We start from the raw sequence: 23,086 nt of genomic DNA on the forward strand, positions 1-23,086 counted from the left end.
CCGCGTGCCCCAGGGCGAGGAGGACCTATGCGCGCCCCCACCGCTCGCCGTTCGCCTCGGCGGCGGCGATCAGCCGCTCCCCCGTCTCCGTCGCCCGGGGGTCCCCGGCGTACGCCTGGACGCAGGCCAGCGAGAGCAGCCAGGACGCGGCCTCGCGTTCGTCGCCCAGCTCCGTCACGGCGCCGAGCGCCTCCTCGTAGCGGGCGATGCTCTCCGCCAACTCGCCCCGGTAGTGCGCCGACACGCCCCGGAAGCCGCTCACCTGGGCCCGTGTCCAGGGGTCGGCCAGCCGTTCGGCGAGTGCGGCGGCCTCGTGCAGGAAGCGGTCGGCCGCCGCGAGGTCGCCCTGCGTCTGCGCCAGCCAGGTCGCGGTGAACAGCGCCCGCACGCGGGCCGGGGTGGGTTCGGGGGCGGCGGACAGGGCGCGGTCGAGCTGGGTGCGGCCCTCGTCGAGGAAGCCGCCCACGAACCAGTGCCAGCTCAGCGCGGCGGCCAGCGCGCACCGGGCCTGCGGGTCGGCGCCGGGGGTCAGGGCGGCGAGCAGGTTCGGGTGTTCGGCGCGCAGCAGGGCCAGGTTCTCGGCCTGGTCGGCGCCGTACCAGTGGCGGTCGATGCGCCGGGCGAGGGCGAGGAAGTACGCCTGGTGCCGGTGGACCAGCTCACTCTCCTCCCCGGACTCCGCGAGCCGCTCCCGGCCGTGGCGCCGGATGGTCTCCAGCAGCCGGTGGCGCGGCAGTCCGTCGACCTCGCAGGTCAGGACGACGGACTGGGCGACGAGCCGGTCGAGGAGGTCCGGCACCTCCGCGCGGTCGATGCCGCCCTCGGGGCCGGGGCCGGCGCAGACGTGTTCGGCGGCCTCCAGGTCGAAGCCGCCCGCGAAGACCGTCAGCCGGTTCCAGAGCAGCCGTTCGGCGGGGGTGCACAGTTCGTGGCTCCAGACGATGGTCCCGCGCAGCGTGCTCTGGTGCGGCGGCCTCGTCGGGCAGCCGCCGGAGAGCAGCGCGAAGCGGTTCTCCAGCCGGTCGGCCACCTGGGTCACCGTGAGGGTGCGCAGCCGGGACGCGGCGAGTTCGATGGCCAGCGGCAGTCCGTCCAGACCGGCGCACAGGCGGGTGACCTCCGCCCGGTTCGCGTCGGTGACCCGGAAGCCGGGACGTACGGCGCCGGCGCGCTCCTCCAGGAGGGTGGCCGCGTGTTCGGGGGGCATCGGCGGGACGGTGTACACGTACTCGCCCGTGAGGGCCAGGTTCCGGCGGCTCGTCGCGAGGACGCGGAGTCCGGGGGCGGCCCGCAGCAGGGTCTGGGCGAGGCGGGCGCAGTCGTCGGCGAGGTGTTCGCAGTTGTCGAGGACGATCAGGGCGCGCCGGTCGGCGAGGTGGCGTGCGAGCCGTTCCGTGACGGGCCGCATGCCCTGCTCCGGCATCCGCAGGGTGGTCGCGACGATCTCCTCCAGGGCGGCGGGCTCCCGCAGCGGGGCCAGGTCGACGAACCACACGCCGTCCTCGAACACCCCGCCGACCTGGCCGGCCACCTCCAGCGCCAGGCGCGTCTTGCCGATCCCGCCCGCTCCGGTGAGCGTCACCAGGCGGTACGTCTCCAGCAGCCCGGTGACCTCGTCGGCCTGCCGCCGGCCGCCGACGTAGCTGGTGAACGCGGCGGGGAGGTTTCCTGGCGGCGCCGTCCCGGTCGTCTCACTGTTCCCCGCATACGGACCGAAGGTCATGCGCGGGCCCGGACGGGGAGGACGATCGCGGAGGGGTGTTCCGGGTCGTGGTGGACGCTCTGGTCGGCGGCGCGCAGGACCGTGGCGGTGGCGTGGGGTTCGCCGGTGCCGGGGTTGCGGGCGTAGCGGGGGAAGGCGCCGCTGGAGACCTGGACGCGGATGCGGTGGCCGCGCCTGAAGAGGTGGGCGGTGGGCCACAGTTGGACGGTGACGGCCCGCGTCCCGTCCGCGTCGGTGAGGCTGACCAGCCCGTCGCAGACGTTGCGGGAGCGGCCCCCGGGGTCGACGTCGCAGAGGCGGACGAAGACGTCGGCGTGGGGGAGGCTGGAGCGGAAGAAGATCTCGGCGTCGACCTCTCCGATGATCTCCACGTCCTCGTCGAGGGCGGGGGTGGTGTAGGTCAGGACGTCCGGGCGGGCCTCCAGCGCGGTGTTGTCGGCACGGCCGCCGCCCGTGAGCATCCGGACGCCGCCGACGGCCGGGGTGGGGTCCGCGGGGTCGTAGCGGTAGCGGTCGGGCTCGGAGGCGGCCGGGGGTTCACCGGCGAGTCCGCCGCCCGGCTGGAGGTGGAAGCGCGTCGGTTCGTAGCCCTTGGGCGGCCAGGTGTCGGCGTCGCGCCACGCCTCCTCGCCGGTGACGTAGAGCCGGACCGGGGCCCGCTGCGGCGGCTCGACGCCGCGGGCGTGGGCGAGACCGAAGGCGACCGTCTCGTCGATCGCCCCGTTGTCCAGGCCGCTGTGGGTCCACGGGCCGATCGTCAGGCGGGCCGGGCGTCCCGCGTCCTGGAGGCTGCGGAAGTCGCGCAGCTGGGCGGGGAGGAAGATGTCGTACCAGCCGGCGATCGAGCTGACCGGTACCGTCACCGCGGCCACCCGGTCCCGGTGGTCGCAGCCGTCCCAGCGCGGGGAGTCGGCGTCGTGGGCGAGGATGTCCTGGATGATCTGGCTGCGCTCGCCGATCGCGGCCGTGTCGGCGCGGTCCAGCGGAAGCGTCCTGAGCGCCCGCCCCGTCCTCCGGGTCTGGAACGGCATGCGCAGGACGGCGCCGCGCCGCTCCTGGGTGCCGATGAGCGCGCCCCACACGACCGGCGTCTCCAGCGAGAACCCGTCCGCTCGCAGGAACTCCATCGCCAGCGTCGACGCCGTGAACTGCGGGATCATCGCCTTGACCTGCGGCGGCAGCCGGTCGGCGACGGCCCACTGGACGTAGCCGAGGTAGCTGGGCCCGCACAGCACGACCGCGTCGCCGCACCAGGGCTGGGCCACCAGCCAGTCGAGGGTGGCGAGCCCGTCCTCGCGTTCCTGCCGCATCGGGTCGAAGTCGCCGCCGGAGCCGAACGTGCCGCGCGTGCTCTGCAACAGCACCTGGAAGCCGCGCTCCGCCAGGGGCCTCGCCTGGAGGGCGGCGAGCATGCCGCGCCGACCGTAGGGGCAGCGCAGGAGGGCGGTGGGCAGGCCCTCTCCCCCGGTGCGCGGCGCCCAGCGGTCCGCCAGCAGTTCCACGCCGTCGGGCATCGGCACGCGCAGCTCACGCTGGACGACGAGATCCCTCGTCAGCGGCTCGGACAGCTTCATCCTGCGCTGGAGCAGGGAGTTGATCAGGTTCACCGGGCGTGCCTTCTTTCTGCGGGGTGCCGCCGGGAGGGAACTTCAGTGCGGGAGCGGTGAACTCGGCGACACGGAACAGCCTGTCGACCAGTCCTTCCACGTCGAGGGGGTCGGGTCCGTCGACCACCCAGGCGGTGACCAGCGCGCTCGCTCCGCCCGTCAGGTACTGGGCGAGGTCCTCGGCCGTACGCGCGTCGAGATCCGGGTACAGGCTCCTGACCGAGGTGTGGTTCAGCGCGTCGAAGAACGCGTGGAGCGTCCGGTTCATCGCGTACGCGCACGCCCCGGTCAGCATCGGGCGGTAGAACCGCCGGTGGCGCGCGAAGTGCCGGGCCATGTCCAGGGCCTGGGGGCGCAGGGACGCGGGGAAGTCCTCGCCCGTCCCTGACGGCACCTCACGTTCCAGCAGGTCGCGGGCCGCCTCGGTGAAGAGCCGCTCGCGGTCGCCGAAGTGCATGTACAGCAGCTTGCGGCTGACGTCGGCCGCCTCCGTGAGGTCCGTGACGGGGACGGACGTGGTCCCCCGCTCGGACACCAGCCGCACCGCCGCGCCCATCAGGGCCGCGCGTGAACGCTGGACCCTGCGGTCCTGGGGCTTGGACGGGGGGACGGAGGGTGTCGCCTTCGGGTCATCCACACGGCGATAGTACACACCTGTACCCAAAGGTACAGATGTAGAACAGTGTGGATCGCTCGCAACGCCGAACCCTGAAGGCCCTCAAGTTTTCGTACGGATTCGACAAATCCCAGCAATCATTTATTGATTCAACTATTCCCTCGGAGTTCATGGACACGCGTCACCTGACTTCGTAATCTCGAAACGCGGAAGAAGAGATTCTTCCGGCCGTCGACCGACCCACACGGAGGTAGTCAAGTGACGCAGATCACGCACGCCGAACCGTTGATGCTGGGAAGTCTGGAAACGCCGAGGATCACGCCGGTCGGCGCCCTCGACGACGAGCAGGGAATCGACGGAATGGGCCTGGAGAGCCAGTCCCCCAAGCCGTTGATGGCGATCATCTACAACGGTATCTGACCTCCTAGAGGTCGCGAGAAAGGCTGGCACCGATATTTCTCCGGTGCCAGCTTCCGCCGGTCTCTGTTTTTCCGGGTGCCCCGTCGAGAGGGAGAACCAGAACATGCCGAGGCGAATATGGGTGGCGGAGGGCGTCGCGAGCGACGGGGACGTGTACGGGCGCGCCCTGCACGGGCCGGACGGACGCGGCGCGGGCGGAGCTGCCGCCGAGCCGGGGGTGCGGCGCGGAGCGGGGACGATCCTCAAGAGCCATCTCGGCGACATCCCGTCCTGCCCCTGCCTGGCCGCACTGATGCCGGACGCGCGCCCGCCCGCCCCGGACGGCCCGCCCACCCCCGATGGTCTGCGCGCCCCCGACGGTCTGCGCGCCCCCGACGGCCTGCACGTCCCGCAGACCCCGCCCACCCCGCAGACTCTGCCGGCGCCGGAGGCCCTGCCGACCTCGCAGACCCTGCCGGCCCCGGAGGCCGTCGATGTCTGAGACGAGCCTGCGCGAGGGCGCCGAGGCCAATTTACGGGCGGTGTTCGGCGGCGCCGACGGCTGTTTCCTCACCGACGACCCGGGCCTCGCCGCATGGCTGACGGAACACGGACTGCGGGCGTCGACCTTCGCCGGGGTGCTCTCCGGCCGGCAGGCCCCACCGCCCCGCGCCGTCGCCGTCCCCCTGGACTACCGGCGCCTTCCGTCCCGGCTCGCACTGCGGGACATCCTCTCCGCGAGCAGCGTCCTGTGGATGTCCCTGGCGTCCTTCTCCGGGGACCCGGAGACCGCCCGGTACGCCATCGAGAAATTCTCCGAGATCGATCTGGACGACGCGGTGGCGATGAACCGGCGGATCATCACACGGCTTCTGCTGAGCCGTACCGAAATCGGCGTATCCGGCCCCGGAACCGAACTCACCCTCCGCCTCCCGGAAACACTCCAGCTCTCCAGCCGCACCCGCACGGAACTCCTTCCCGACGAGCATTCCACCATCGGAAACTATTTCGAGGTGGCGATGTCCCCGACGGATCTCGCGGGCCGTGTCGACACGGAACTCTCGATTTCCGGGACACTGCGCATCGATTCCGTCCTGGTCGCCAGACACCGGGAACTCCGGGGCGCCCGCGCGGACCGTTTCGAAGCCGCCAAGGAAATCGCCGAGGACATGCGAAAGGCGTGTCCCCTGTACGTCACGGTCGAGGACAACCGCTTCGTCGGCGGCTTCGGCCCCTGGGCGGACGGCATCGACGACACCAGCGGCCCCGCGTACCGCACCGCGGTGACGGAGATCGCCGTCGGCACGGGACTCCTCGACCCGGCCCGGGTCGACTGGAGTCTCAACTGCCTGCTCAACGAGGGCGCCGCCGGTATCCACCTCGGCGTCGGCAACGGCCTCGACGGCATGCACTTCGACTTCATCTCCACGGAGGCCCGCCTTGTCTCCCGCTGACACCCGACTGCGCCTGGTGGACTCCCTCCACCTCCAGCCCGAAGCCGACGGCACCGCGCACGTCGTGGACGACCGCACCTTCACGACCGCGCGGGTCAACCACTCCGCGCGCATCCTCCTGGAGGCCCTGCGCGAACCCCGCACCCGACGCGACCTCCAGTCCGTCCTGGCCCGGGCAGCCGGTTGCCCGCTCGCCGAGACGGTGACGCCGGTGGCCCGGCTGGTGGGGGAACTCACGGCGTACGGATGGGTCACGGAGGACGAGGAAGAGGGCACGCACGAAGCCGATGCCGGGGAGGGGGCGCGATGACCCCCAGGACCTTCGTCCCCCTGACACCGGCCCCCTCCCCCGCCCCGCGGTCGACGCCCGCCCAGCGCGCGGCCTGCCCGGTGGCGCTGGTCAACATGCCGTTCGTCTCCGTCTACCAGCCGTCCCTCCAGCTCGGTCTGCTCAAGTCCCTGGCAACCGAAGCGGGCTTCCGCGCCGAGGACTTCTACTTCAACCTGGAGTTCGCCCAGCTGATGGGCAACCGCGTCTACGAGCAGCTGGCCCATCATCGCGGACGGCTGTTCGGCGACTGGCTGTTCTCCGTCGCGGCGTTCGGCGACGAGGCGCCGGACCCCGAGGGCCTGATGCCGGAGCACTTCGCGCGGGACACGGACGGGCTGCTGGCCGATCTGGGGCTGACGCGCGAGCAGCTCCTCGGCATCAGGGACGAGGGTGTTCCCGGCTTCGTCGACGCGATGCTGGCGAAGACCGACTGGGGCAGGTTCCGCGTCGTCGGGTTCACGTCGACGTTCCAGCAGAACGCGGCCTCCTTCGCCCTGGCCCGGCGTATCAAGAGGCGTTTCCCCTCGACGCTGGTGATCTTCGGCGGCGCGAACTTCGAGGGGGACATGGGGCGGGAGCTCATGTCCCGGCTGGACTTCATCGACTACGCGTTCGACGGGGAGTCCGACGACTCCTTCCCGGAGTTCCTCGACGTGGTGGCGGCGGGCGGTGATCCCTCGTCGGTGGCGGGAGTCCTGGCGCGCGGCGACGTCGCCTCCGACCCCACCGACAGACCGCCGTTCGACCGCCTGGACCGGCTGCCCGTCCCCGACTTCGCGGGCTACTTCGCGCGGGCGCTGGAGCTGGGGGTGATCTCGGAGGAGTCCCGCCGTCTCGTCGCCCTTCCGTTCGAGAGCTCGCGCGGCTGCTGGTGGGGCCAGAAGCACCACTGCACGTTCTGCGGTCTCAACGGGTCGACCATGGGTTTCCGCTCCAAGTCGTCCTCGCGCGTGCGGCGGGAACTGGCGGAGCTGGCCAAGGCGTACGGCAGCCTGCGTTTCGAGGCCGTCGACAACATCCTCGACATGAAGTACTTCGGCGACCTGCTTCCCGAACTGCGGGAAGAGGGGTACGACTACCAGTTCTTCTACGAGGTCAAGTCGAACCTGACGCGGGAGCGGATCAAGGCCCTGCGCGACAGCGGGATCGTGCACGTGCAGCCGGGTATCGAGTCGCTGGACAGCCGGATACTCAAGCTGATGCGCAAGGGGATCACCGGACTCCAGAACGTCAACATGCTCCGGTGGGGCATGTACTACGGCATCGACATCGCCTGGAACATCATCTGGGGCTTCCCCGGCGAGGAGGCCGCCTTCTACGCGGACCAGCTCGAAACGGTGCGCAGGCTCCGCCACCTCCAGCCGCCGACCAGCACCAGCCGTATCTGGATGGAGAGATACAGCCCGCTCTTCTCGGACCGGGCGACGTTCGCCGCGAACTACGTCCGCCCGGAGGCGAGTTACGCGTACGTCTACCCCGCCCGGATCGACCTGGACCGGATCGCCTACTTCTTCGACTACGAGATGACGGACGCGCTGCCGGACACGGCCTACCAGCCCCTACGCGACGAGGTCCGGGCGTGGCAGGGGGCCTGGCGGGAGAGCGCGAAGCCGTCGCTCGTCTTCTGGTCGTCGCCCGGGCAGATCCACGTCGACGACTTCCGTGACCAGGCGGACCGCAGGTCCTACCGGTTCCAGGACGACTCCGCCGCGCTCTACCGCGCGTGCGGCGACCGCCCGACCAACGCCCGGCAACTGAGGCAGACCCTGTCCCTCGACCTGTCCGCCGAACAGATCGAGGACATCCTCTTCTCCTTCGTCCGGCAGGACCTCATGCTCCACGAGGACGGCGCCTTCCTGAGCCTCGCCCTCCCGGCGAAGCCCCGGCCGCCGACCCTGGTGACCCCGAAGCAGTGGCCGACGCTGGAACCGGACACGTAGGTGGACCCGGCCGGGGGTTCCGAGGCAGGTTCCACACCCCTTGACAGGCGGCTGCGCGGCTGGATTACTAGGCCGTGCCGCACGCTAACCGAATGTTCGGTCGGGACACGGGGTGGCGGGAGTCATGGCACGGACCACTCGGCCGAACCGCCGGGCACGGCCCCGGGGCCGCCGTGCTCCGCACGACCGTGACTCCGGGCACCACGACGAAGGAGTCGCGATGAGCAGCGAGCCGACGGCCATGGCGGCCCCCGCGCCCCGCACGGGCGCGCCCCTCCCCCACGACCTGCTGGACGACGCCGAGCGGCTGACCCGGGACCAGTTGCGAGAACTCCAGCTGGACCGCCTGCGATCGACCCTGCGGCACGCGTACGACAACGTGGAGCTGTACCGGAAGAAGTTCGACGAGGCGGGGGTGAGCCCCGACGACTGCCGGTCGCTGGCGGACCTGGCCCGGTTCCCCTTCACCACCAAGGCCGACCTGCGGGACACCTACCCCTTCGGCATGTTCGCCGTGCCGATGGCGGACGTGCGGCGCGTCCACGCCTCCAGCGGCACCACCGGCCGCCCCACGGTCGTCGGCTACACCGAGAACGACCTCTCCGTGTGGGCGGACGTCGTGGCCCGTTCGATCCGCGCGGCCGGCGGCCGTCCCGGGCACAAGGTGCACGTCTCCTACGGCTACGGGCTCTTCACCGGCGGCCTCGGCGCCCACTACGGGGCCGAGCGGGCGGGCTGTACGGTGATCCCGGCGTCCGGCGGCATGACCGCGCGCCAGGTGCAGATCATCCAGGACTTCCGGCCCGAGATCATCATGGTCACCCCGTCCTACATGCTCACCCTGCTCGACGAGTTCGAGCGGCAGGGCGTCGATCCCCGGACCACCTCCCTGGAGGTGGGCATCTTCGGTGCCGAGCCGTGGACGGAGGAGATGCGCCGCGAGATCGAGGAGCGGACGGACATCCACGCCGTCGACATCTACGGCCTCTCCGAGGTGATGGGACCGGGTGTCGCCCAGGAGTGCGTGGAGACCAAGGACGGGCTCCACGTGTGGGAGGACCACTTCTACCCCGAGGTGGTCGACCCGCTCACGGACGCCGTGCTGGCGGAGGGCGAGGAGGGTGAGGTCGTCTTCACCTCCCTCACCAAGGAGGCCCTGCCGGTCATCCGCTACCGCACCCGTGACCTCAGCCGCCTGCTGCCCGGCACGGCCCGCCCCGCCTTCCGCCGGATACAGAAGATCACCGGCCGCTGCGACGACATGATCATCCTGCGCGGGGTCAACGTCTTCCCCAGCCAGATCGAGGAGATCGTGCTCCGCACACCCGGCGTCGCCCCCCACTTCCAGATCCAGCTCACCGCACGCGGTCGCATGGACCACATGTCCCTACAGGTCGAGGCCCGCCCCGGCACCGCCCCCGACCGACGCGAGGCCGCCGCCCGGACGATCGCCCAGGCCGTCAAGGACGGCGTCGGCGTCACCGTCGAGGTGACGATCGTCGCCCCCGAAACCCTGGAACGCTCCCTGGGCAAGCTGCGCCGGGTGAAGGACCTCCGCGGGGCGTGACGCCGCCCCTCACTCGACGAGCCGGACGGGTCCGGAACGCGGGGCGCCACGACGCCGTACGGCCGGCACGCGTGCGGGGCAGGCGGCGCGCGCCGGTCGCAGGCGGCCCGCCGGTCATGTCGTCCGCGGACGCGGTGGCGATGCCCTCTCCGACGGGCTACAGGTCGGCTCACCCCGGCGTGACTCGTCACCGCCTCCGGTCACCCGGCAGCGCCGTCAGCCGCAGATCCGCTCCAGGGTCAGGCCGAGGGTGAGGAGTTCGCGGTCGGCTCCGATCGGGGCGTCGATCTCCAGGCCCGTCGGCAGGCCGTCGGCCGCGAGGCCCATGGGGATGCTCAGGCCGGGGGCGCCGACGACGCTGGCGGGGCCGGTGTTGCGGATGAAGGTGGCGAAGGTGTCGACGGGCTCGCCGCGCAGGACCATGCCCTGGTCGCAGGTGGCCAGGTCCAGGGCGGTGGCCGGCACGGTCGGGAAGACCAGGGCGTCCAGGCCGTGGGCGGCGAACGTGTCCGTGTAGCCCGCGCGGAGCTGGCGCCGCCGGTCGAGGCACTGGCGGTAGATGTCCTCGGGGACCAGGCCAGGGGCGCCGTCCAGGACGCAGTTCTCGAACACCCCGCGCACGTCGGGTCCGGCGATGGCGGCGGCGAGCGCGGCGAGGTCGGTCTGCGGCCGGTACTTCGCCAGGTAGGCGGACAGCTCCACCCTGGTCTCGTACAGCACGATGGCCATGCCGGTGTCGTACTCGCCCTCGGTGAACGAGCCGACGTCGACCGGGACCAGGGACACGCCGGCCGCCGTCAGGTCGCGCAGGGTCGCCTCCCAGCGGGCGGCCACCTCGTCCTGGAGGCGTTCGGTGAAGTGCCCGGTCGGCACGCCCAGCCGGATCGAGCGCGGCGGCCGGACGGCGACCGGGGTGTCGTCGCCGGCGAGGACCCCGTCCAGCAGGGCCAGGTCCGCGACCGTGCGGGCCATGGGGCCGACGGTGTCCCGGGTGCTCGACAGCGGCGTCACGCCGTCCCCCGGGTAGCGCCCGAGCGTGGGCCGGAACCCGCAGATGCCCGTGACGGCCGCGGGGACCCGTACCGAGCCGCCCGTGTCGGTGCCGAGGCCGGCCCGGACCACTCCGGCCGCGATCAGCGCGGCGACTCCGCCGCTGCTGCCGCCCGCGAACCGGGCGGGGTCGTGGGGGTTGCGGACCGGGCCGTACGCCTGGTTGTTGCTGGTGATGCCGAGCGCCAGTTCGTGCATGTTGGCCTTGCCCAGGATCACGGCGCCGGCGTCGCGCACCAGCCGTACCGCGGAGGCGTCCCGGGCGGGGACGAAGTCGCGCAGGGCCGGGGTGCCGGCCGTGTTGGGCAGCCCGGCGACGTGGATGTTGTCCTTGACGGCGAGGGTCATGCCGGAGAGCGGGCCGGCCTTCCCGGCGGCCTCGGCGGCGTCCGGGTCGAGGGTGATGAAGCCGCCGAGATGCGCCGCTTCCCCGGCACGCGCCAGGGACGTCCGCACGTCCGGCTCCGCCGTGGTGGTCTCGCCCATGGTCCGCTCCCTCGCTCAGCCCCGACACTCATGTCATCATTCGTTCACGCGATGACATGTTGAAGGAAAAGGGCCCCGGCTTCAAGGTCCGGCCGCGGGTAAGGTCGACGCGTACCCGTACGTGGGCGCGTCGGTGTCGCGGAGGAAAGGTCCGGGAAGTGATCGACCACAGCCACGAGAGCGACTTGGTGTTCCGCGCCCTCAACGACGCGACCCGCCGGGCGATCCTGGCCCTGCTGGCGTCGGAGCACGAACCGTCCGCGGGTGACATCGCGGCGGCGTTCCCGGCGATCGGCCGCACCGCCGTCTCGGCGCATCTGAGGGTCCTGCGGGACGCGCGGCTGGTCTCCGAGGTCCGCGACGGCAAGCACCGGCGGTACCGGCTGGGCCCCAACCGCGCGGACGCGGCGATCGCGTTCCTGCGCCAGATCTACGAGCAGGCGCTGCCCCCGGAGCGGGACGCGGCGTCGGACCACCGGCCGGAGGGCGGACTCCGCGCGGTGGAGAACGGATGACCGCCGCGGGCACGCCACCCGGCCCGGCCCCGGCCCGCTGAGGAGTGACCGTGCACGAGATCGTCCTCGTCAACGAGACGCACCTCCCGGTGCCGCCGCACGAGGCGTTCGGCATGTTCGGCCGGACCGGCGACGCCGGCTGGCTCTTCTCCGCGCGGTTCGAGCACGCGCGCCCCGGCGCGGCGGTCGGCGTCGACGTGCCCCTGCCGTTCGCGGCCCCGGGCGGCGAGGCGACCGTGCGGGGCACGGCACGCATCGTGGAGATGCGGCCCTGCCGGCGGATCGTGCTGGAGCACGAGACGCCGTGGACCGGGCGGATCACCCTCACCTTCACCGGCGAACCCGGCGGCACCCGCGTCCGCACGGTCACCGAACTCGGCCGGGGCGCGCTCGACTGGATGACGGGCGACCCGGGCCGGCCCGCCGCCGAGAGCGACCCCGCCGGACCGTGCGTCGCCCTGCTGACCAGCATGTCGGGCAGCGCCGGCCTCTTCGGCCGGGCCGCCGCCAACTGCGCGGCGCTGGCCGTCGAGGAGATCAACGCGGACGGCGGCGTCGACGGCCGCCCGGTACGGATCGAGGTGGTCGACGACCACACCCACGCCGGCACGGGACTGGCCCGGCTGCGCGCGCTCGACCGGCGGTGCGCTCTGGCGGCCGTGGTGGGCGTGCACAGTTCGGCGACCTTCGACGCGGTGAGCCGGTACGCGCGGGCGTCGGGGCTGCTGTACCTCTACACCGCCGCGAACGAGGGCAGCCCCGTGCAGGACGGCACGCTGTTCCGGCTCGGCGAGTCGGTGACGGACCAACTCGCCGAGGCCGTCCCGGCGTTGATGCGGGAGAGCGGTGGCCGCTCCTGGTACCTGATCGGCAACGACTACTCCTGGCCCCGGGCGGTGTGCGCGCGGGGCCGCCGGATCGCGGAGGAGCAGGGCGGCGGTGTCGCCGGTGAACGCCTGGTCCGGTTCGGTGAGTCGTCCTTCGACGACGTGCTGGCGGACATCGAGGCGTCCGGCGCGGAGCTGGTGCTGTCCAGTCTGGTGGGCTGGAGTTCGATCGACTTCGAGCGGCGCCTCCACGCGGCGGGGCTGCGAGACCGTGTCCGTACGCTCGCTCCCCTGCTGGAGGAGAGCACCCGCGAGCATCTGGGCGCCGCCGGCAGCGGGATCTGGTCCTGCCTGCCGTACTACTCCGCCCTGGACACGGCGGAGAACACCGCCTTCCTGCACCGCTACCGGGCCGCCTTCGGCCCCTGGGCGCCCGCGCCGTCGGCGCTCGCGGAGTCTGCGTACGAGGGTCTGCACCTCTTCGCCCGTGCCGCGCGCGCGGCCGGGTCGACGCACGGGGGCGACGTCTCCCGGGCACTGCGGGGGCTCGCGCAGAGCGGGCCGCGCGGCCGGGTCTCGGTGGGTGAAGACGGGCGGCTGCGGCAGAACATGTACCTGGCCGAGGCGACCGCCACGGGGTTCGCGATCCGTGCGCAGGTGGGGTCGGGCACGGGCTGAGGGTCACCGGGGGTCGGCCTGGGCATGACAATATGAGGTTCCGCTCCGACAGGACTCCGGAGGTGGCGGATTGCCGAGTGCCCCCAGCCGCAAGGAACCACCCGGCCACCGGGAACCACCCGGCCGCGGGAGACCCGGGGAGACGAGCCGTACGGCCCCGCCGCCCCATGTCCCGCGCCCCGCACCCGACTTCGTCGGCCGGAGTGACCAACTCGCCGCCCTGGGCGCGGCCTTGGTGCACGGGCCGGCGTTCGTGGTGATCGAGGGGGAGCCCGGGATCGGGAAGTCGCGGCTCGTGCGGGAGGCCGTGGGCGGGTCGGGTGTGCTGATGGCGGCCTGTCCTCCGCTGCCCGAGCCGTTCACCCTCGGCGCGGTCGTCGATGGACTGCGCCGGCTGTGCCCCGGCCCGCCCTCCGGGCTCGAACTCTCGCCGCTGGCCGGGGTGTTACGGCCGCTGCTGCCTGACTGGGCCGCGCTGCTGCCGCCCCCGCCGGAAGGGCTGGACGACCCGCGGGCGACCCGGCACCGCATCCTGAGCGCGCTCACCGAACTGGTCGGACGCCTGGGCGTCGGGGTCCTGGTCGTCGAGGACGCGCACTGGGCGGACACGGCGACCCTGGAATGGCTCCTCACCCTCACCGCCACGGCCCACAGCGGCCTCTCCGTCGTCGTCACCTACCGCCCCGACGAGGTGGCGCCCGGTTCGCTGCTGTCCCGGCTGACCTCCCGGACCCCGGCGGACGTCACCTTCGTACGGATGGCCCTGGAGCCGCTGGACCTGGCCGGGACCCGGGCGCTGGTCGCCTCCATGTTCGACGCGCCCGAGGTGTCGCCGGAGTTCGTGTCCTTCCTGCACGAGCACACCGACGGAGTCCCGCTCGCACTGGAGGAGTACGTCCTGCTGCTGCGCGACCGCGAGGACGTCGTGCGCCGCGACGGAGCCTGGATACGCCGGGTGCTCGGCGAGCTGCGGGTGCCCGCGACGCTGCGGGACTCGGTGCTGGAGCGGGTCGCGCGGCTCGACCCCGGCGCGCGCGGTGTCCTGGAGGCCGCCGCCGTCCTGGACGCGCCCTCCGGGAGTCGCTGCTCACCGAGGTCGCCGGCCTGCCGGCCGAGGACGGGCTGAGGGGGCTCGCGGCGGCGCTCGGCTCGGGGCTGCTGCGCGAGTGGACGCCCGGCGCGTACGGCTACCGGCACGCCCTGGACCGGCTCGCCGTCCACGAGTCCGTCCCCGCCCCCGACCGGCGCCGCCTGCACGCGCGGGCCGCGACGCGCCTGCGCGGGCTGCGGCCGGAGCCCGTCGCCCGGCTGCTGCGGCACTGCCGGGAGGCCGGCGACGTCGCGGGCTGGTGCCGGTACGGGGAGGCCAGCGCCGAGGTCGCGCTGGAGTCCGGCGACGACCGCGCGGCCGTCCTCACCCTGCTGAGCCTGCTCACCGCCGAGGGCCTGCCGACGGCCGACCGGTCGAGGCTGGTGCGCACGATGGGCGGCGCCGCCGTCTTCGGCGCGCGGGACGTCAGCGACCTCACCCGGAGCGTGCTGGACGCCGTCCGGCGGGTCCTGTCGTACGACGACCTGGCGCGGCCGGAGCGCGGTGAGATCCAGTTGCTGCTGGGGCGGCTGCTGCGGGACGTCGGGCAGGAGCCGGCCGCGTTCGACGCGATCGAGGCCGCCGTCGGCCATCTCGACGACCGGCCCGAGCTGGCCGGTCCCGCGATGTCCACGCTGGGCATGCCGCTGGTGCCGCACTGGCCCGGGGCCCGGCACCGGACGTGGCTCGCGCGCGCCACGGAACTCCTGCCGCGCATCGCCTCGCCGTCCGACCGGCTCCGGGTGACGACGAACCGCGCCTCCGCGCTGCTCCTGCTCGGCGAGGAGGAGGGCTGGCGGGCGGCCGACGAGATCCGGCGGACGGCGGACTCGGTGACGGAACACCGGCTCCTCGCCCGGTTCCTCTTCAACGTCGGCCAGATCGCCATCACTTGGGGCCGCTACGCAGAGGCCCGCTCCCGGCTGACGGCGGCGGCCGAACTCGTCGCGGAGACCGGGTACGGACGGCTGACAGCGACCGTCCGCGTCCCGTTCGTCTACCTCGACTTCTGCACGGGGAACTGGGCCGGCCTGGACGAGACGGCCGCCGCGCTCGCCGCCGACCGCAACGCCAACCCGTACGGCACCCGCCTGGTCCGGCAGATCCGGGCCGTCCTCGCCCTCGCCACGGGCGACGGCGCGAAGGCGCGGCGCGAACTGCGCGAGATCGCCGGTGAACTCGCCGAGACCGGCCTGTGCGAACCCGAGGCCGGCCTCTCCGCCGCCGCGCTCGCCCGGTCGTACGTCGCCGACGGCGAGTGGGAGGCGGCCCTCGACGTCACCGGCCGGGTCGTCGGACTCGCCGCCCACAAGGACGCCTGGCTCTGGGCCACCGACGTTCTCGCCCCCCGCCTCGACGCGTTGACCGGCACGGGCCGCCTCGACCGGGCGGAACGGCTGCTGCGGCGGTATGGGGAGGGGACGGGGACGGGTGAGGAACGGGGCGCGGGCGGGATCGGCACCACCGGTGACCCCGGCGGGGGCGGCGTCGAAGCGACCGGCGAGCGGCACACGGGCGAGCCCCTCGCGGGCGGCGTCGGGGAGGCGGCCGGGACCGGCACGGGCGGCGAACGGCCCACGGACCGGACCCCCACGGACGACGACCGGCACGCGGACGGGATCGGCACGACCGGCCGCCGGCACCCGGACGACACCCACGAGACCGACCCGGCCGGCCACCGGCACGCGCCCGCCGCCGCAGCCGCCTCCACGCTCGGGCACGCGATCCTCGCCGAAGCCCGGGGTGACCTCGGCCGGGCGGCCGGGGGCTTCGGGGTGGCGGCCTCGCTGTGGGCGCAGCTGCCGCGCCCGTACGACGAGTTGCTCGCGCTGGAGCGCCGGGGCCGGTGTCTGGTGCGGCTCGGGGACGTCGACGGCGCCCTGGTGGTGCTCGGCGGGGTGCAGGAGCGGCTGTGGGCCCTGGGGGCGCGTACCGACGCGGACCGGGTGGCCCGACTCCTGCGGGAGCACGGCGTGGAGGTGTCCCGTCCCTGGCGCAGGGGCCCGCGCGGTTACGGCAGCCGGCTCTCCCCCCGGGAGCGGCAGGTGGTGGCGTTGGTCGCGCGGGGGCTGACCAACAGGGCGGCGGCGGAGGCCCTGTTCGTGTCGCCGAAGACCGTCGCCACGCAACTCAGCTCCGCGATGCGCAAGTTGGGGGTGTCGTCGCGGACCGCCGTGGTCCGGGCGGCCGTCGAGACCGGCGTACTGGCCCTGGACTCGGACGAGTTCGGGGAGTCGGCGGCGCGCGGCTAACTTTTCGGTCGGCTGACCGATCGCCGTGGGGCGGGGCGGGGCGCCACGCTGTCGTGTCATGCGAGTCGACCCGCACGGACAGCCGCCCGCCCCCGAGGAGGGGGACGGGCAGAGCGAACAGGACGAGCTGAGCGAAGAGAACGCAGAGGACGGTGACCGGTTCGAGCCTCTCTGAACCGGCCGCCCCTCCCCCACCTTCCGCCCCCGGAAAGGGAACTCTCCTTGACACCCCCCGCATCCCGCCGCCCCCGGCTGACGGCCGCCGCCCTCGCCGTCACCCTCACGGGCGCCGTACTCGCCGCGTCCCCGCCCGCCGCCTCCGCGGTCCCGCCGGGCCCCGCCTCCGACCCCACGTCGATCACCCTGATCACCGGCGACGTCGTCCATGTCACCGCGCTCGGCGGCGGCCGGCGCTCGGTCGAGGTGCGGGCCGGCGAGGGCCGTTCGGACGTCGTCTTCTACCAGCGTGAGGAGGCGGACAGCTTCAGTGTCATCCCGTCGGACGCGCTGGGGATGGTGGCCGACGGCACCCTGGACGCCCGGCTGTTCGACCTGGACGTCCTCGCCCGAGGCGGCCCCGCGAGCGGCGCCCTCCCGCTGATCGTCGCGCACACCGGCGCCGGTACGCCCGCGACGCTCGCCTCCGCCGACGGCGCCGGCGTCCGTCACGAGCTGCGGAGCATCCACGCCACCGCCGTGGAGCAGGACCACGACAGGGCGGGCGCCTTCTGGGCGGACCTCGTCCGCGCGTCGGGGACGGGCGGCTCTGAAACGGGCGGCGCCGCCCGGCTCAGGTCCGGTCTCACGAAGGTCTGGCTGGACACCCCGGTCAAGGCCCTCGACGACGTCGGCAACGTCCAGATGGGCGTCCCGGCGGCCCGCGCCGCCGGATACACCGGCGCGGGCGTGAAGGTCGCCGTCCTCGACACGGGCTGGAAGCGCGACCACCCCGACCTCGTGGGGAAGGTGACCGCGGAGAAGAACCTGCTGAACGGCTCCGCGAACGCCGACGACGACAACGGCCACGGCACCCACGTGGCCGGGATCGTCGCGGGCAGCGGCGCCGCCTCGGGCGGCCGGTACGAGGGGGTCGCCCCGGGCGCCTCGCTGCTGGTCGGCAAGGTCATGGACGCCGGCGGCAGCGGCTTCGGCTCGGACATCATCGCCGGGATGGAGTGGGCGGTGGCGCAGGACGCCGACGTCGTCAACCTGAGCCTCGGCAGCCGGGCCCCGAGCGACGGCACGGACCCGATCTCCGAGGCGCTGAACACGCTGTCGGCGGGGAGCGACACCCTCTTCGTCGTGGCGGCCGGGAACACCGGGCCGGGTGTCACCACCATCGGGACGCCGGGCGCGGCCGACGCGGCGCTCACCGTCGGCGCCGTGGACTCCACCGGCGCCATCGCCCCCTTCTCCAGCCGTGGCCCCCGCCTCGGGAACGGCGCCCTGAAGCCGGACATCACCGCTCCCGGCGTCGCCGTGATCTCGGCCCGCGCCAAGGGCACCCCGGTCGGCGACGTCGACCCCGCCGGACCGCAGGGACCGGTCGACGACAACTACACGGCCCTGTCGGGTACGTCCATGGCGACCCCGGCGACGGCGGGCGCGGCGGCGCTGCTCGCCCAGCGGCACCCCGGCTGGGACGGTGAGCGGCTCAAGGACGCCCTCATGTCCACGGCGAGCCCGCAGCCGGGGCAGAGCGTCCTCGTCCAGGGCAGCGGGCTGGCGGACGTCGCCCGGGGCACCGGCCAGTCCGTGACCGCCTCGCCGGCGACCGAGACGTTCGGCGAGTTCACCTGGCCGCACGCCGCGCACAAGGCCGAGACCCGGACGGTCACCTATCGCAACGACGGTGACACGCCGGTCACGCTGACGGTCCGTCCCACGCAGAGCGCGCCGGAGGGGGCGACGGCACCGGAGGGCACGCTGCGGCTGTCGGCCGGAGAGGTCACCGTCCCGGCCCACGGCACCTCCTCGGTGGACGTGACGATCGACCCGACGACCGGTGTACCGGCGAGCGGTGGGTCGTACGGATGGCGTCTCGAAGCGGTGTCGGCCGACGGCGGGACGCGGGTGCAGACGCTGGTCGGGGCGCGGTTCGAGGAGGAGAGCTACTCGCTCGGCCTCACCGCCGTCGACCGGAACGGGAACACGCCGATCGCGCCGTACTGGACGGCGGTCGTCGTCCACCGGCTCGACCGGACCGGCTTCGCGCCGAGCGCCGTGATCAACACGGCCGTCCCCGAGGCGAGCCTCCGGCTGCCCCGGGGCAGGTACGCGCTCACCGCCCTCACCACCACGATCGACCCGGACACCCGGGCGGTCACGGACACCACGCTCGAAGGGCGGCCCCTGGTCGATCTCGGAGCGGACGTGTCGGTGCGGTTCGACGCCCGCAAGGCCCGGCCCGCGTCCGTGGGCGTCCCGGACGACGCGGTCACCCCGCTGTTCCGGGACTTCGGCGCCCAGACCACCGCCGTCGGCCCGGCGGGCGACCGGGAGAACTCGTCGTTCGGCGTCTTCACCCCGTACTACTCGACGACGCCCCTGTCCGCCGTACCGACCCCGGCCGCGCGGCGGGACGCGTCCTTCCGCTACTACTACCGCACCACCCTCGCCACGACGTCCGACCCCGAGGCGATCCTCGCCGACCCAGTCTACTCCCTGCTGGAGGAGAAGAAGGGCGGCATCCCCGAGCGGCTCGCCTACGACGTCCCGGTACGCCGGCTCGCCAGGGTGAACGCCGTCTACGGCAAACGGGACGGCTCGCGGGCCGGGGCGGCGCGGATCGTCTCGGGGTTCGTGGGCGGGCAGACCAGCCTCGTCTCGGTGGTGCGCAACGTGCCGCTGGCCGCGCGGCGGGTGGAGTACTACAGCGCCGACCCGGACGTCACCTGGACCGGCGTCCTCGGGCAGTACATGACCCCCGACGGCAGCAGTTACTACTCGCTCGGCCGCCAGCAGTCCGGCCCGCGCGCCTACCGGCCCGGCACCACCACCGAGGAGCACTGGAACCTCCCGGCGGTCGGCCCGGCGCTCCCCGCGAACGGGCAGTTCCTGAGCCGCGCCGGCAACCGCATCACCCCCGCGCTGTCCCTGTGGGGCGACTCGGACCCGTACCACTACAACTGGAACGACCGTGCCTTCAGCCGGGGTTCGGCGACCCTCTACCGGGACGGCGCCCTCGTCGGCCGCCTCAACAGTCCCTGGGAGGACGAGACGAGCTTCGACAACTTCACCTCTTTCTGGGACGTGCCCGCCGCCGGCTCCGCCTACCGGCTCGACGTCACGGGCACCCGCAGCACGAGCTGGCACGGCCAGCGCTCGCAGCGGATCGAGGCGAGCTGGACGTTCACCTCGGCGGCGACGCAGGAGCCGACCGCGCTCCCGCTGACCGTGCTGCGCTTCCAGCCCCGCACGAACCTCGACGGCGTGGCCCCGGCCGCCACCGAGACCGGCCTCCCGTTCACGGTCCAGCAGCAGGGGCCGCGCGGGAACCGGAGCCTGGCCACGGTGAAGGTCGAGGTGTCCTTCGACGACGGCGCCACCTGGACGACCGTCTCCGCGCGGGTCCACGGCTCCGCCGGCCTGGCCACCGTGACCCATCCCGCGGCCGGCTGGGTCTCCCTGCGCGCGGGCGGCACGGACCGTGCGGGCAACACCTTCACCCAGACGGTGATCCGGGCCTACCCGCTCGGCTGACCTTCCAAGTCAGGCCAGTTCATGCGGATTGGACCTGCCGCGGGGCGCGGACGCTCCGCTGGGATGGTCACCGGTCCTACGGTGGGCGCGCGATTCCCCGTGCGCCCACCGCGCCGCTGACGAAAGGCCCTCATGCCCACTCCGCGCCCGCGCCCCTTCGCCCAGGTCGACGTGTTCTCCGCGACCCCGTATCTCGGCAACCCGGTGGCGGTCGTGCTCGACGCGGCCGGTCTGGACGAGGGGGCGATGCGGCGCGTGGCCCGGTGGACGAACCTGTCGGAGACGACGTTCGTGCTGCCGCCCGAGGACCCGCGAGCGGACTACCGGCTGCGGATCTTCACGCCCGCCGGTGAACTCCCCTTCGCCGGGCACCCCACACTCGGCTCCGCGCACGCCTGGCTCGAACACGGCGGGGTTCCCCGTACCGAGGGCCGCGTCGTGCAGGAGTGCGGGGCGGGGCTGGTGACGCTGCGCCGCGACGACGGACTCCTGTCCTTCGCCGCGCCGCCCACCCTGCGCAGCGGGGCGCTGGAGGAGGAGTACCTGGAGCGGCTCGTCACGGCGTTCGGCATCACCCGCGACCGGGTCGTGGCGCACCAGTGGGTCGACAACGGCCCCGGCTGGGCGGTCCTGCGGCTCGCCACCGCCCAGGAGGTCCTGGCCCTCGAACCCGACCTCTCGCAGATCCCCACCGCCATGGTGGGTGCTGTCGGCGCCCACCCCCCGGGCTCGGAACACGCCTTCGAACTGCGCGCCTTCGCCCCCGCCGCCGGCGTCGCCGAGGACCCCGTCTGCGGCAGCCTCAACGCCTCCGTCGGCCAGTGGCTGACCGGCACGGGAGCGGCACCCGCCCACTACCGGGTCTCCCAGGGCGCCCGTCTGGACCGGGCGGGCGACATCACCGTCACGGCCGACCCCGACGGCACCGTCTGGGTCGGCGGGACGACCATCACCTGCTTCCGGGGCACGGCCGCTCTCTGAGCCCAGGGGGTCATGTCAGGGCGAGGTCGATGATGTGTTTGCCGCGGGTGTGGCCCGTCTCGACCGCGCGGTGGGCCTCCTGGACGGACTCCAGGGCGTGGATCTGGTCGATGACCGGGCGGAGGGTGCCGCTGTCGACGTGCTCGGCCAGTTCTTCGAGGTCGTGGCGGAGCGGGCGGGCGGCGCTGATACGGACGCGGGGGCCCGGCAGGAGGGACGAGGCGATCGCGTAGGGGAAGGAGCGGGCGGGGAGGACCGCGGCGCGAGCGGTGCGGTGGAGGCGGTCCAGGTGTGTGCGGAGGCCCGCGCCGTGGCAGGCGAGGAGCGCGTCGTGGTCGCGCACGCGGACCGCCGGCGCGGGCGCCGCGTGGTCGATCACCCGGTCGGCGCCGAGTTCCCGGCAGAGCGCGTGCTTCGCGGAGCCGGCGACCGCGGTGACGTCCGCGCCCATCGCCTTGGCCAACTGGATCGCGGCCGTGCCGACGCCGCCGCCCGCCCCGACGACGAGGAGCCGCTGCCCCGGCCGCAGGCGTACGACGTCCCGCAGCGCGTGCAGCGCCGTGAGGCCGACGAGGGGCAGCGCCGCCGCGTCCCGGAGGGGGACGGTGACCGGCGCGGGCGCGACCCGGTCGTACTCCACCTCCACGTAGTCGGCCGCCGCGCCGGTGGACCGGGTGAGCGCGAACGGCCCGAGCCAGCCCCAGACCGGCTGCCCGGGGTGGAGGTCGCCCGCGCCGGGGCCCGCCTCGGTGATCTCGCCGGAGAAGTCCGAGCAGGTGCCGCGCGGGAGGCGCGGCCAGCGGGATCGGCGGGAGGTGATGTCGCTGGGGTTCACGCCGGCCGCCCGGACCTTGACGACCAGTCGGCCGGGACGCGCCGTCGGGATCGGGAGGGTGCGGACGCGGAGCACCTCCAGTCCGCCCGCCCGGTCGAACTGCGCCGCGCGCATGGTGGTGCCGGGCGGCGTCACGGGGTGTTCCGGTCGGTGGCCGGTTCCGTGCGCAGGCCCACGAGTTCGGCCGACCGGTCCCACAGGCGACGGGCCAGTTCGGGGTCGTGTGCCTGGGGGTTGCGGGGTTCCTCGCGGGTGAGGCGGTGGTAGTAGGCGCCGTTGACCGACCGGGCGTCGGCGGAGGCCAGGTGGAACAGGGGCTGGGCGCCCTGGGCGGGGCTGAGGAGCAGGCGCCGGCCCACCCAGGAGTCCATGACCAGGAGCTGGAAGCGGCTGTCGCGGGTGACCTCGGTGGCGACCGCTCCGGGGTGGAAGGCCGAGGTGGTGACGCCGGTGGTCGCCGCGCGCCCGGCGAGTTCGCGCATGAACAGGAGGTTGGCGAGCTTCGACGTGCCGTACGCCTTGAGTTTGGCGTACCGCTCCGGGGTGCCGTCGAGGTCGTCGAGGTCGAGGTGGCCTCCGCGGTACTGGCTGCTGCCGGTGTTGATCACCCGAGGGTCGGGGGACGCCGCCAGGCGGTCCAGGAGGAGGTTCGTCAGGAGGAAGGGGGCCAGGTGGTTGACCTGGAGGCTCAGCTCGTGGCCGTCGGCGCTGATCCGGTGCTCGGCGAAGATCGCGCCCGCGTTGTTGACGAGCATGTCGATCCGGTCATGGGCGGCCAGCAGTTCGCCGGCCACCTCCCGCACGCTGTCGAGCGAGGCGAAGTCCGCCGTGTGCGCCCTGGCTCCGATCCTCGTCGCGACCGCCGCCGTCTTCTCCCGTGACCGGCCCACCACCGCCACGGTGGCGCCCAGTTCGGCGAACCGGCGTGCCGCCTCGGCGCCGATCCCGGCACTGGCGCCGGTGATCACCACCACTTTGCCGCGCAGTGCCCGCACCGCGCCGTCCGTCTCGTTCATCGCTCCCCTGCCTTCGG

18 protein-coding genes are annotated in these 23,086 nt (G+C 73.6%); 12 read left to right on the plus strand and 6 right to left on the minus strand.

Going from position 1 to position 23,086, the window contains the following annotated elements:
- Positions 1–25: 25 nt before the first annotated feature.
- The 3 genes from ABZX85_RS11990 to ABZX85_RS12000 are packed head-to-tail and all read right to left on the minus strand — an operon-like array spanning position 26 to position 3,967.
- Positions 26–1,723 carry an AAA family ATPase gene (locus tag ABZX85_RS11990; RefSeq protein WP_355865497.1) on the minus strand — a complete coding sequence of 566 codons (1,698 nt, stop codon included), beginning with the start codon at positions 1,721–1,723 and terminating at the stop codon, positions 26–28.
- The gene (locus tag ABZX85_RS11995; protein ID WP_355865500.1) at positions 1,720–3,330 is read right to left on the minus strand and encodes a CocE/NonD family hydrolase; all 1,611 of its coding nucleotides are present in this window, start codon (positions 3,328–3,330) and stop codon (positions 1,720–1,722) included. The genes ABZX85_RS11990 and ABZX85_RS11995 overlap by 4 nt, the downstream gene beginning before the upstream one ends.
- Positions 3,251–3,967 (minus strand): TetR/AcrR family transcriptional regulator, encoded by a 717-nt coding sequence (locus ABZX85_RS12000; protein WP_355865503.1) that lies wholly within the window; start codon positions 3,965–3,967, stop codon positions 3,251–3,253. Before ABZX85_RS12000 ends, ABZX85_RS11995 begins: the two co-directional genes overlap by 80 nt.
- A 237-nt stretch (positions 3,968–4,204) precedes the next feature.
- Here ABZX85_RS12000 and ABZX85_RS12005 point away from each other — a divergent pair, with 237 nt between their 5' ends.
- From ABZX85_RS12005 to paaK, 6 genes are all read left to right on the plus strand, one after another.
- Positions 4,205–4,366 (plus strand): hypothetical protein, encoded by a 162-nt coding sequence (locus tag ABZX85_RS12005; protein WP_355865506.1) that lies wholly within the window; start codon positions 4,205–4,207, stop codon positions 4,364–4,366.
- A gap of 103 nt (positions 4,367–4,469) precedes the next feature.
- Entirely contained in the window at positions 4,470–4,847 is a 378-nt protein-coding gene (locus ABZX85_RS12010) for a hypothetical protein (RefSeq protein ID WP_355865508.1), read from the plus strand.
- Positions 4,840–5,799: a hypothetical protein gene (locus ABZX85_RS12015; RefSeq protein ID WP_355865511.1), complete on the plus strand. Its 960-nt coding sequence runs from the start codon at positions 4,840–4,842 to the stop codon at positions 5,797–5,799. The genes ABZX85_RS12010 and ABZX85_RS12015 overlap by 8 nt, the downstream gene beginning before the upstream one ends.
- The gene (locus tag ABZX85_RS12020; RefSeq protein WP_355865514.1) at positions 5,786–6,109 is read left to right on the plus strand and encodes a hypothetical protein; all 324 of its coding nucleotides are present in this window, start codon (positions 5,786–5,788) and stop codon (positions 6,107–6,109) included. Before ABZX85_RS12015 ends, ABZX85_RS12020 begins: the two co-directional genes overlap by 14 nt.
- Complete coding sequence (locus ABZX85_RS12025) at positions 6,106–8,070, plus strand: RiPP maturation radical SAM C-methyltransferase (RefSeq protein WP_355865516.1); 1,965 nt, start codon at positions 6,106–6,108, stop codon at positions 8,068–8,070. Before ABZX85_RS12020 ends, ABZX85_RS12025 begins: the two co-directional genes overlap by 4 nt.
- A gap of 220 nt (positions 8,071–8,290) precedes the next feature.
- Entirely contained in the window at positions 8,291–9,637 is a 1,347-nt protein-coding gene (gene paaK / locus ABZX85_RS12030; protein ID WP_355865519.1) for a phenylacetate--CoA ligase PaaK, read from the plus strand.
- A gap of 216 nt (positions 9,638–9,853) precedes the next feature.
- Here the strand turns inward: paaK and ABZX85_RS12035 are convergent, their stop codons facing one another.
- Positions 9,854–11,173 (minus strand): amidase family protein, encoded by a 1,320-nt coding sequence (locus ABZX85_RS12035; RefSeq protein WP_355865522.1) that lies wholly within the window; start codon positions 11,171–11,173, stop codon positions 9,854–9,856.
- Between the two features lie 158 nt (positions 11,174–11,331).
- Between ABZX85_RS12035 and ABZX85_RS12040 the strand changes: the two genes are divergently transcribed.
- The 6 genes from ABZX85_RS12040 to ABZX85_RS12065 all read left to right on the plus strand — a co-directional run bounded on the left by ABZX85_RS12040 (position 11,332) and on the right by ABZX85_RS12065 (position 21,218).
- Positions 11,332–11,688, plus strand: a complete 357-nt coding sequence (locus ABZX85_RS12040; RefSeq protein WP_355865525.1) for a metalloregulator ArsR/SmtB family transcription factor — start codon at positions 11,332–11,334, stop codon at positions 11,686–11,688.
- Positions 11,689–11,738: 50 nt separating this feature from the next.
- Complete coding sequence (locus tag ABZX85_RS12045; protein WP_355865528.1) at positions 11,739–13,193, plus strand: substrate-binding protein; 1,455 nt, start codon at positions 11,739–11,741, stop codon at positions 13,191–13,193.
- Between the two features lie 70 nt (positions 13,194–13,263).
- Positions 13,264–14,319: an AAA family ATPase gene (locus tag ABZX85_RS12050; RefSeq protein ID WP_355865531.1), complete on the plus strand. Its 1,056-nt coding sequence runs from the start codon at positions 13,264–13,266 to the stop codon at positions 14,317–14,319.
- A 356-nt stretch (positions 14,320–14,675) separates the two neighbouring features.
- Positions 14,676–16,535: a helix-turn-helix transcriptional regulator gene (locus tag ABZX85_RS12055; RefSeq protein ID WP_355865534.1), complete on the plus strand. Its 1,860-nt coding sequence runs from the start codon at positions 14,676–14,678 to the stop codon at positions 16,533–16,535.
- Positions 16,536–16,757: 222 nt separating this feature from the next.
- Entirely contained in the window at positions 16,758–20,237 is a 3,480-nt protein-coding gene (locus tag ABZX85_RS12060; RefSeq protein ID WP_355865537.1) for a S8 family serine peptidase, read from the plus strand.
- Between the two features lie 132 nt (positions 20,238–20,369).
- The gene (locus ABZX85_RS12065) at positions 20,370–21,218 is read left to right on the plus strand and encodes a PhzF family phenazine biosynthesis protein (protein ID WP_355865540.1); all 849 of its coding nucleotides are present in this window, start codon (positions 20,370–20,372) and stop codon (positions 21,216–21,218) included.
- A gap of 10 nt (positions 21,219–21,228) precedes the next feature.
- On the opposite strand, the gene ABZX85_RS12070 is transcribed toward ABZX85_RS12065, so the two are convergent.
- Positions 21,229–22,188, minus strand: a complete 960-nt coding sequence (locus ABZX85_RS12070) for an NADP-dependent oxidoreductase (protein ID WP_355865543.1) — start codon at positions 22,186–22,188, stop codon at positions 21,229–21,231.
- Positions 22,185–23,069, minus strand: coding sequence for an SDR family NAD(P)-dependent oxidoreductase (locus tag ABZX85_RS12075; RefSeq protein ID WP_355865546.1), 885 nt, complete (start codon positions 23,067–23,069; stop codon positions 22,185–22,187). The genes ABZX85_RS12070 and ABZX85_RS12075 overlap by 4 nt, the downstream gene beginning before the upstream one ends.
- Positions 23,070–23,086 lie beyond the last annotated feature (17 nt).

This window comes from Streptomyces sp. NPDC004539 (assembly GCF_040610055.1).
Taxonomy (GTDB): domain Bacteria; phylum Actinomycetota; class Actinomycetes; order Streptomycetales; family Streptomycetaceae; genus Streptomyces.

Coding starts and splice junctions, on each gene's coding strand:
- ABZX85_RS11990 (WP_355865497.1), bottom strand. CDS start 1,723: ATGACCTTCGGTCCGTATGCGGGGAACAGTGAGACGACCGGGACGGCG.
- ABZX85_RS12010 (WP_355865508.1), top strand. CDS start 4,470: ATGCCGAGGCGAATATGGGTGGCGGAGGGCGTCGCGAGCGACGGGGAC.
- ABZX85_RS12015 (WP_355865511.1), top strand. CDS start 4,840: ATGTCTGAGACGAGCCTGCGCGAGGGCGCCGAGGCCAATTTACGGGCG.
- ABZX85_RS12025 (WP_355865516.1), top strand. CDS start 6,106: ATGACCCCCAGGACCTTCGTCCCCCTGACACCGGCCCCCTCCCCCGCC.
- paaK (WP_355865519.1), top strand. CDS start 8,291: ATGAGCAGCGAGCCGACGGCCATGGCGGCCCCCGCGCCCCGCACGGGC.
- ABZX85_RS12035 (WP_355865522.1), bottom strand. CDS start 11,173: ATGGGCGAGACCACCACGGCGGAGCCGGACGTGCGGACGTCCCTGGCG.
- ABZX85_RS12055 (WP_355865534.1), top strand. CDS start 14,676: ATGGGCGGCGCCGCCGTCTTCGGCGCGCGGGACGTCAGCGACCTCACC.
- ABZX85_RS12065 (WP_355865540.1), top strand. CDS start 20,370: ATGCCCACTCCGCGCCCGCGCCCCTTCGCCCAGGTCGACGTGTTCTCC.
- ABZX85_RS12075 (WP_355865546.1), bottom strand. CDS start 23,069: ATGAACGAGACGGACGGCGCGGTGCGGGCACTGCGCGGCAAAGTGGTG.